Here is a 2304-nt window from a genome sequence, read left to right as displayed (position 1 = left end):
ATGCGCTTTCTCCGTTTACAAATGGTCCGAAAGCCCTGCTGTCGTCTCCCTTTTTAGGCTGTTCTATTTTATAAACTGTTGCTCCCATATCTGCTAAAAGCATTCCACAGTAAGGTCCTGCCAACACTCTCGTAAGGTCTAGTACAACTATTCCATCCAATAATCCTTTGCTCATAATTTCCTCCTAATTAAACTTATTATATTTTTACTGAGTTGCATAATTTTATAATATTTGCAGACAGTTATTGCTTATATGTAATATAGCAATTACCGTGCCAACTTTTTGTTGCATATTATTTTTAATAAAAGTTCAAAAACGTTGATATACTATGTTTTAAGTATTTCTATAAAAATACTTGTATCAATTTTTGTTTCTAATTGTTGCATTTCTTTTTTTGTAAAACAATTTGAAACATTAAACAGTGCTTTGATTTTTCCGCACAAAAAATGCGTTTCAAGGTAATTATGAAACGCATTTTTATTATTTATTGAATTAGCCGTTGCATTGTCCTGTCTGGATATTTACAAGATGTCCGCTGAAATTACCTGTGATAATGCTTTTTTCATATTTTGCAGCTTCTATGAGCTTGTTAACATCAACACCTGTTTCATATCCCATGTCGTTAAGCATGTATGCCAAGTCTTCTGTTGCTGTGTTTCCTGATGCTCCCGGTGCAAAGGGGCATCCGCCAAGTCCGCCTAAAGTTGACTGAACTTTTGTAATTCCAGATTCAATTGCTGCCAGAGTGTTTACCATTCCCATATTTCTTGTGTCATGAATATGAACCTGGAATTCTATTTCCGGGAATTCTTTCACTGCTGACGAAACAATTTCTCTTACCTGTCTTGGATTGGCAATACCTATGGTGTCTGCCAGTGACATTTCCTTGACTCCCATGTTTGCAACTCTCTCAAGAAACTTCAGCACCACATCTGTAGAATATTTTCCTTCGAAAGGACAACCAAAGACAGTAGCTACATCTACGCATACATTCAGATCTTTGTAATTATCCATTATTTTCTGGAGTTCGGCAAATGATTCATCGTGGGTTCTGTTTATGTTAGCCTTGTTGTGGCTTACACTTAATGAAATAACATATGATACTTTCCTAAGACCTGCTTCATAAGCAGATTTTGCGCCAAAAAGGTTTGGAACCAATGCGAAGAAATCATATCCCGGGTATTTTTCTGTTACTGTTCTAGTTATTTCCGCAGCATCTCTTAATTGTGGTATTGCTTTTGGACTCACAAAAGATGTGTGCTGAATGTGCTTTATTCCTGCGCCTATTAAATCGTCAATAACTTTCAGTTTCTGTTCTACAGGAATATAATCTTTTAAATTTTGAAACCCGTCTCTTGGTCCAACTTCAACTATTTGTATTTTTTTATTCATAATTTCTCCTTTATTAGAATACGCCTTTTTCAATGTATTCTTTGATTATATCTTCGCTCAATCCAACAAAGTTTTCATAGACGTCGAAATTATGCTGCCCTAATGTTGGGGCCGGAGTTCTTATTTCAGCTTTTTTATCACTGAATTTAATGTGGTCTCCTGTCAATGTTGTTTTTCCTGCTACAGGATGTTCAACTTCCACAAACATTTCTCTTGCTACAGCAATGTGAGGATCTTTTACAACCCTGTCTATGGTATTGATTGGTGATGAAGGAACTCCTACAGCAAGAAGTTTTTCTACAATATCATCAACATTTTGTTCAACTGTCCATGCTTCAATAATCGGTTTCAAATCAGCATGGTTTTTAACTCTCAATGCATTTGTTGTAAATCTTTCATCTGTCAGTAGTTCAGGCTGCTTCATAACTTCTACCAGGAGTTTATACAGCTTGTCGTTACCGCATCCTATGATTACATCTCCGTCTTTTGACTTGAATGAATCGTAAGGATATGCTGATTCGTATCTGTTTCCTATTTTTTCAGGAATTCTTCCAGTTGCCAGGTAAATTTGTGTTATTATTTCTAGTGAAGATACAACTGAGTCAACCAGTGCAACATCAACCTTTTGTCCTTCTCCAGTTTTTATTTTGTTTACAACTGCTGCAAGCACTCCGATTGTGCAGCCTAAACCGCCCAACACGTCTCCCATTGCTGTACCTGTTCTTGTTGGAGCTCCACCCGGCCAACCTGTAGTGCTCATAAGTCCGCCCATTGCCTGTCCGATGATGTCATAGCCAGCTCTTTGGCTGTATGGTCCGTAGTGTCCAAAACCTGAAACACATCCGTACACGATGCCAGGGTTGATTTTCTTCAAATCTTCATATCCAAGACCTAACTTTTCCATCGTTCCA

General features: G+C 37.4%; 3 protein-coding genes. All 3 read right to left on the bottom strand.

The window, feature by feature from the left end:
* On the bottom strand, positions 1-175 hold a 175-nt coding region (locus BN358_RS22770), incomplete at its 3' end, for a CoA transferase (protein WP_198018344.1).
* 318 nt (positions 176-493) lie between these two features.
* Positions 494-1393, bottom strand: coding sequence for a hydroxymethylglutaryl-CoA lyase (locus BN358_RS05465; RefSeq protein ID WP_019228201.1), 900 nt, complete (start codon positions 1391-1393; stop codon positions 494-496).
* A gap of 13 nt (positions 1394-1406) precedes the next feature.
* Positions 1407-2304, bottom strand: an 898-nt coding sequence (locus BN358_RS05460) for a CaiB/BaiF CoA-transferase family protein (RefSeq protein WP_019228200.1), incomplete at its 5' end; no start/stop codon positions are given.

The sequence above is a fragment of the Sedimentibacter sp. B4 genome (assembly GCF_000309315.1).
GTDB classification, from domain to species: domain Bacteria; phylum Bacillota; class Clostridia; order Tissierellales; family Sedimentibacteraceae; genus Sedimentibacter; species Sedimentibacter saalensis.
Note: the sequence above shows the minus strand (reverse complement) of the source record. Positions and strands in the feature narration are given on the sequence as shown.